Source organism: Paenibacillus alkalitolerans, from assembly GCF_016482785.1.
In the GTDB taxonomy this organism is placed as follows: domain Bacteria; phylum Bacillota; class Bacilli; order Paenibacillales; family YIM-B00363; genus Paenibacillus_AE; species Paenibacillus_AE alkalitolerans.
The window spans coordinates 68462-74469 of record NZ_JAEMXM010000025.1; the positions used below are offsets into that span (position 1 = coordinate 68462).

6 protein-coding genes are annotated in these 6008 nt (G+C 50.4%); 4 read left to right on the plus strand and 2 right to left on the minus strand.

The annotated features are described in order from the left end of the window. The first annotated feature begins 6 nt into the window (after positions 1-6). Entirely contained in the window at positions 7-390 is a 384-nt protein-coding gene (locus JET16_RS25485; protein ID WP_199621991.1) for a hypothetical protein, read from the plus strand. On the opposite strand, the gene JET16_RS25490 is transcribed toward JET16_RS25485, so the two are convergent. Continuing rightward, entirely contained in the window at positions 387-1433 is a 1047-nt protein-coding gene (locus JET16_RS25490) for an MDR/zinc-dependent alcohol dehydrogenase-like family protein (RefSeq protein WP_199621993.1), read from the minus strand. The genes JET16_RS25485 and JET16_RS25490 overlap by 4 nt on opposite strands. Positions 1434-2168: 735 nt before the next feature. On the opposite strand from JET16_RS25490, the gene JET16_RS25500 reads away from it, so the two are divergent. After that, on the plus strand, positions 2169-2975 hold the full coding sequence (locus JET16_RS25500; protein WP_199621997.1) for an aminoglycoside adenylyltransferase domain-containing protein: 807 nt from the start codon (positions 2169-2171) through the stop codon (positions 2973-2975). On the opposite strand, the gene JET16_RS25505 is transcribed toward JET16_RS25500, so the two are convergent. After that, on the minus strand, positions 2972-3676 hold the full coding sequence (locus JET16_RS25505; protein ID WP_199621999.1) for a Crp/Fnr family transcriptional regulator: 705 nt from the start codon (positions 3674-3676) through the stop codon (positions 2972-2974). The two genes, JET16_RS25500 and JET16_RS25505, sit on opposite strands and share 4 nt — an antisense overlap. 276 nt (positions 3677-3952) lie before the next feature. Here JET16_RS25505 and JET16_RS25510 point away from each other — a divergent pair, with 276 nt between their 5' ends. Both JET16_RS25510 and JET16_RS25515 read left to right on the plus strand, forming a co-directional pair. Then, entirely contained in the window at positions 3953-4903 is a 951-nt protein-coding gene (locus JET16_RS25510; RefSeq protein ID WP_199622001.1) for an aldo/keto reductase family protein, read from the plus strand. Then, the gene (locus tag JET16_RS25515) at positions 4900-5769 is read left to right on the plus strand and encodes an NAD-dependent epimerase/dehydratase family protein (protein ID WP_199622006.1); all 870 of its coding nucleotides are present in this window, start codon (positions 4900-4902) and stop codon (positions 5767-5769) included. Before JET16_RS25510 ends, JET16_RS25515 begins: the two co-directional genes overlap by 4 nt. Positions 5770-6008 lie beyond the last annotated feature (239 nt).

Below are 6008 nucleotides of genomic sequence, written 5' to 3' on the forward strand. Positions count from 1 at the left end.
GTGATAATGAAGAAGTATACTTTGTTAAACGTTATATTGAGCACTATGGTTGGACTGGGTATGGTCATTTCATTACTTATTGCATACAAGGACATTGATACTCCGCTTGCTTTTAAATTTCTTGTCGGATATGTAATTTATCTTGTTTTGTATGCTTTGTATTTAACTTCTGCGATTTTGATAAATATGAGGAAACTGACTTGGATTGAAATAAGCAAAAGATTGTTTACGTTTATTATTTCGTTTATTTTCCTGAGCGGTTCTTTATTTCTTTTCAACTATATTTTTAGACCTTCTGAAATTGATGTCGGGGACTTGATTATTCCTCTGGGATTATCTGTAGGAATAGCTTTTTTTGATTTAATGATTTTTGGAAAAAAGGATAACTAATTGCTACTATCATCGATATCCGGGTTAGCGAGCATGATTGCTCCAGCAGTTTCCCAGAGCCTGGGCATGAACCGGATAACATCCTGGGCGCGATGCATGAGAGCCTCATCAGAGTCGACCCCAAGGTCCGAAATGATTGCGTCGAACGCCGGAGCGAGAGTATGGTGCAGGTCCGGGGCGTCTGCGGCCAATATTTTATGACAACGGGCAAAAGTCGCACCCATCCAGAAGATTGCCTCACGGTGGAAGCCAGCCCGAATGAGAACACGGCTTCCGTCGATTGCGATCGGCCGCGCTGCAGCAGTGATATCGCTGCTAAAGAAAAATGGTGTTTTGGCATGCGCCGCAGCGGCGTCGAATGTTCGGGCGAGCTCGTCGAGATGATGTTCGACGCGCTGAGGCGACAGATGAGTGCGATCGAGCAAATTCAGCAGTTCCGGGTACAACTCGGCGTGACCGTACTCGGTAAGTACGCCGCGTGCGGCGAGGTAGCGAAGCCGTACAGTGGGATTGCGAAGCGCGGCTACGAGAAGTACGTGTGTCGTAACGCCTGTCGGGAACAGCCACGCTGTCACCTTGTCATGCAGCGGTGCGGTGGTATCGATGGCCCGCAGCCCGTCTATAATCCTCTGCCGAACGTTCTCGCACCGGCGGCGCACCCACACCTTCTCGGCAAAGTGGCGAGCGACCTGCGTTTGCAGTCTGCGCAGTTCCCCTGTGGGATCCGCAATGATTGTATTTGTGCGGAAGCTGCCCGCCAGATGATAGGATGACAAAACCTGCTCGGCTGAGGAGAGCTGGTTCCAAGACAAATGCGTGATTTCCAACAGCGTATCGCGGTAGACGAACTTACCGAGCTTGAGCGGAGGTTCGGGATGCGAGGTGATGACGACGACATCGATATCGGACGCCGGAGACATCTCCGCGTCGTCAGGCAGACCAATCGTTGAGCCGCTGAAATACGCTCCCTTGAACCCAATCTCTTTGCCGGCGTTCAGCCTAACCCATTCAGCCGCGGCAGCTCGTGCAGATCCGATTCTCATGAATCTACCTCCCTCGGCGTTATTGTAACGAAAAAAATGACCCCGGTCGATACCGGAGCCATTCTTGACAATTTTTTTCTGTTACACACCGCCATATACTCCGCCGTATGCTCCACCGTACCCTCCGCCAACTCCTGCGCCAACTCCTGCGCCAACTCCTGCGCCAACTCCTGCGCCATAAGGATAGTATGGATAAGGATACGGGTATGGGTAATACGGGTAAGGAAAGAAAAATGGAAATGCAAAANTAAGGATAGTATGGATAAGGATACGGGTATGGGTAATACGGGTAAGGAAAGAAAAATGGAAATGCAAAAAAAGGGAACGGGAAACGGCGGCGGCGAAATCGTCGAAATCTTCTGCGGGGACGATCAAAGTCATATACATATTGCCTGTCTGTAATACCGTCTTCTCGCATTTCATCAACGTCCTCAGGAATTAACATGGTCACGCCTTCGTCGTCGATACCGTCGATAATTCCTTCAAACCGTGACCCGTCTCTTGCTTGCGCAATTACGTGGTAGTTCATTAACCTTTGACCTGCTGTTTTTGCATCACCACCCGTAGGGGAGATACCTTGATGCGGATTAACCGGGTTATACACTTGCCTATCCCTCCTTTGATATGATCAGGATATTCACCCATATTGCAAAGTGTTAATAAAAGTCGTTCACGACAACCATATGATTGTTTACCAGTTTGACCCATGGAAGGACGCGTTTTGGAGGTGACTGCATGTCTTCATCTTATATGTCTGAAGCAAATCATGTTCCGCATCCTGTGGATGAGCTTTTGCGTACTTTACTGAATGGCATTCAAGAAACGATTGGGAAAGATCTTGTCGGGGTTTATCTGCGCGGTTCGTTGGCATTAGGAGAATTCGACCCTGTTACAAGCGATATCGATTATTTAGTTGTTACCGAAAATCGCGTTTCGGAAGAAAAGTTTGCAGACTTGCACGAGTTTCACGCCCGACTAGCCAATCTCCCTAATCAGTACGCTCAGCATCTCGAGGGGGCGTACATCGCGTGTGACGCTCTGAAAGTTTTCCGCGCCGGCGAGCGGCATCCGACCATAGCGAGAGGGGAGGGTTTGCAGTGGACCGAGCACAAAGCCAACTGGATATTGGAGCGATGGACGGTACGCGAGCACGGGATCGCACTCGTCGGTCCAGATCCGAAAAGCCTCATCGAGCCGATTTCCACCGACGACCTTCGAGCTGCCGTATCTGATCGCTTGCGTGATTGGGCGGCCTGGGCCGACCGATCGAACGATCCCGATTGGCAGCTGCCATTAAGCCATAAAGCATATGTGGTAGAGACAATGTGCCGGGCTATGTATACAATGGCGTGCAATGATATATGCAGTAAACCGCGCGCTGTTGCTTGGGCGCTTGAAACTATTCCCGAACCGTGGCGTTCCTTGGTGGAACGGTCACAGTCGTGGCGCATCGACTCCGCCCCTCCGGATCCCGGTGTCATTTCCGAAGTGATGAGTTTCATCCATTGGGCATCCGCTTTTGCGCGGTTTCGTTACGGCTAGACCAGAGAGGACGTTTCACGGTTCATGTACCGTTCCAGGAATGCCGGCTTGAGCAAAATTTTGCGTTCGTACATATCGATGAGTCCTTCCTTCTTCAGCTCGCGCATGTTCCGGTTGACGGATTCCCGCGACGTGCCGATGAAGTCGGAAAGCTTGTCCTGCGAGATTTTCATATCGATGAGGAGGCCGGCGGAGTCCGCACTATGTAATTCCTTGCCGCTTTCCTCGCTGAACCGGATCAAGATGCTCACCAGACGGTCGCGAGTGTCGTGCAGAGCCAAATTCTCTATCTGCTGCTGAGCGTCTTTCCAGCGGCGATAAAGGATATTCAGGACGAGCCGGTTGACCTGCTCGTAGGTGGACAGCAAGTTCTTGAAATCTTCCTTGCGGATATAACAAAACATGCTTGGCTGCATCGTTTGTGCGTAGTGGGAATAATTATCCTCGTTCAGCACGTCGCCTTCTCCAAAAATCATGCCTTCACGGATAATGGACAAGGTGATTTGCCGGCCATCCTCCGTAAGGCGCATCAGACGGACGCTGCCCTTCTTGAGCAGATACACATATTCGCTTGGATCTTCAGGGCGGTAAATCATTGTATTCTTCTTGATCGAATGATGGCTGCTGAAAATCGGCAATATTTCATCCAAACAGTCGCAGGGGAGCATCGACAGGATCTCACTTTTTTTCACAAACCACATTGAGGGACCCCCTTAATTTCGCCGCGCGCAAATTACTTATATGGTCATTCTAAACCCATTGTTTCGTTAGCGCAATCAATTACGCCTCCCAAAACATGTGACACCGCATTATGTTTTGGAAAAAACCAAGACAATTCTCAGATTGTATGACGCCAGTCACAGATTTCGAAAGTGCTAACGCGATATGATATAAGTGTTTGCCGCAGCAGGCGGCACAACTTCAATTCATCTCCGCCCTGAGGAAGATTGAAATCAATTGGAATGGGGGAAAGAGGCATGAAATATCGAAAATTAGGTAAAAGCGGTTTGAAAGTCAGTGAAATTAGCTTAGGAAGCTGGCTGACTTACGGTGGATATGTAGAGCAAGAAAATGCGGTGAATTCCATACACAAAGCGTATGATCTAGGCATTAACTTCTTCGATACGGCGAACGTTTATGAGCGCGGCACGGCTGAGAAGGTGATGGGGGAGGCATTGAAGAACTATCCGCGTGACTCCTACGTGCTGGCGACGAAAGTGTTCGGTAAGATGGGCGACGGCCCGAACGATCGCGGGTTGTCTCGAAAGCACGTGTTTGAGCAGCTGCATGCCAGCTTGCAAAGAATAGGAACGGATTATGTGGATGTTTATTATTGCCACCGGTTCGATCCCGAAACGCCGGTCGAGGAAACGCTGCGCACGATCGACGATCTGGTGACTCAAGGCAAGATTTTGTATGCGGGCGTGAGCGAATGGACAACGGCACAAATGGCGGAAGCGCTGGCCATCGCGGACAAATATTTGCTTGACCGCATCATCGTTAATCAACCGGTTTACAACATGTTCAACAGATATATCGAGAAGGAAATCATTCCGTTCGGGGAACAAAAAGGCATCGGACAAGTCGTTTTCTCGCCGCTCGCACAAGGATTATTGACCGGGAAATACAAGTCTGCGGCCGATATTCCGCAAGACAGCCGCGCAGCAAAGCTCGAGTGGGTACGCGACGGTATTACCGAAGAAAAAATTTCTAAAGTAAATCAGCTGTCTGCGATTGCCGGCGAAATGAATATTACGGTCGGCCAGCTCGCGCTCGCTTGGGTTTTGCGTCAGCCGAACGTGGCCAGCGCTCTGGTCGGAGCGAGCCGCCCGCATCAAGTCGAAGAAAATGCTCGAGCTTCGGATATTGAGCTATCCCAAGAAATCATAGACATGATCGAAGCGACGCTGGAGAAAGCATCCTCATGAACAAACCGCGGATTATAGTTACCGGGGGGAGCGGTAAAGCGGGCAAGTGGATTCTGAAGCATTTTGTCGAGCAAAATTACGAAGTCGTCAATCTCGACATGAAGCTTCCGGATGAACCGGTCTGCCGTACGATTATTACCGATTTGAACGATTTGGGGCAGGTTCATAACGCGTTGGCGCCGTTCAGCGGCGGGGCCCGCAAGGAAGCTGCCGGTATCGTGCATTTCGCGGCTATTCCACAAGCGTATACTCATCCGAACGATGTATGTTTCCGGAATAATGTGATGATCACCAACAATATCCTCGAAGCAGCCGCCAATCTCGGGATCGGCAAAGCGGTTCTCGCTTCGAGCGAATCTTCATACGGGATATGCTTCGCCGCCGAATTTTTTGAGCCTCAATATTTGCCCGTAGATGAAGATCACCCTCAATTGCCTGAAGACAGCTACGGCTTGTCCAAGGTGGTCAACGAAGTGACGGCCGAGGCGTTTCACCGCCGTACGGGGATGCAGGTAATAAGCTTCCGGCTTGGCAATATACTGGTTCCGGAGAGTTATGCGCAGCTGAAACAAAATTTCGATCAGACCGAGGCGCGCAAACGGATATTGTGGTCTTACATCGATGCAAGGGATGTGGCGATCGCCTGCCGCCTCGCAATAGAGAAGGATGGACTCGGGGCCCAAGCGCTTAATCTCGCCGCGGACGACATTTCTTCGGATCGCACCACCCGGGAATTGGTCGAACGTTACTTGCCGGGTGTGAAAGATATACGTATCCCGCTTGAAGGGAGAGTTTCGCTGCTGTCAAATGCGAAGGTCAAGCAGCTGCTCGGCTGGCAGCAGCGGTACAAGCTGATGGAGCAATAAGTTAGGGAAAGAGCCATTTGATATGAGAACGCTCAAGCTTGGAACAAGCATATTAGTAGTTCCGGTACGCAACCGGCGGCTGGCAAAGTACTTCCGTAAACTGCCGAATAACTAGCCGCGGGTGCCGCCCTTCAGCTTGCCATCTCGGCAAGGTGGAGGGCGATTTTCTTTAACGATATATGCCTAATCCCGCTTCGAAGGAGGCGGATAAACGGCAGCGCTTGTTCCACAATGAAACA

Excerpts from the sequence above, each read along its gene's own strand:
- JET16_RS25485 (WP_199621991.1), top strand. The coding sequence starts at position 7 with ATGAAGAAGTATACTTTGTTAAACGTTATATTGAGCACTATGGTTGGA.
- JET16_RS25490 (WP_199621993.1), bottom strand. The coding sequence starts at position 1,433 with ATGAGAATCGGATCTGCACGAGCTGCCGCGGCTGAATGGGTTAGGCTG.
- JET16_RS25500 (WP_199621997.1), top strand. The coding sequence starts at position 2,169 with ATGTCTTCATCTTATATGTCTGAAGCAAATCATGTTCCGCATCCTGTG.
- JET16_RS25505 (WP_199621999.1), bottom strand. The coding sequence starts at position 3,676 with ATGTGGTTTGTGAAAAAAAGTGAGATCCTGTCGATGCTCCCCTGCGAC.
- JET16_RS25510 (WP_199622001.1), top strand. The coding sequence starts at position 3,953 with ATGAAATATCGAAAATTAGGTAAAAGCGGTTTGAAAGTCAGTGAAATT.
- JET16_RS25515 (WP_199622006.1), top strand. The coding sequence starts at position 4,900 with ATGAACAAACCGCGGATTATAGTTACCGGGGGGAGCGGTAAAGCGGGC.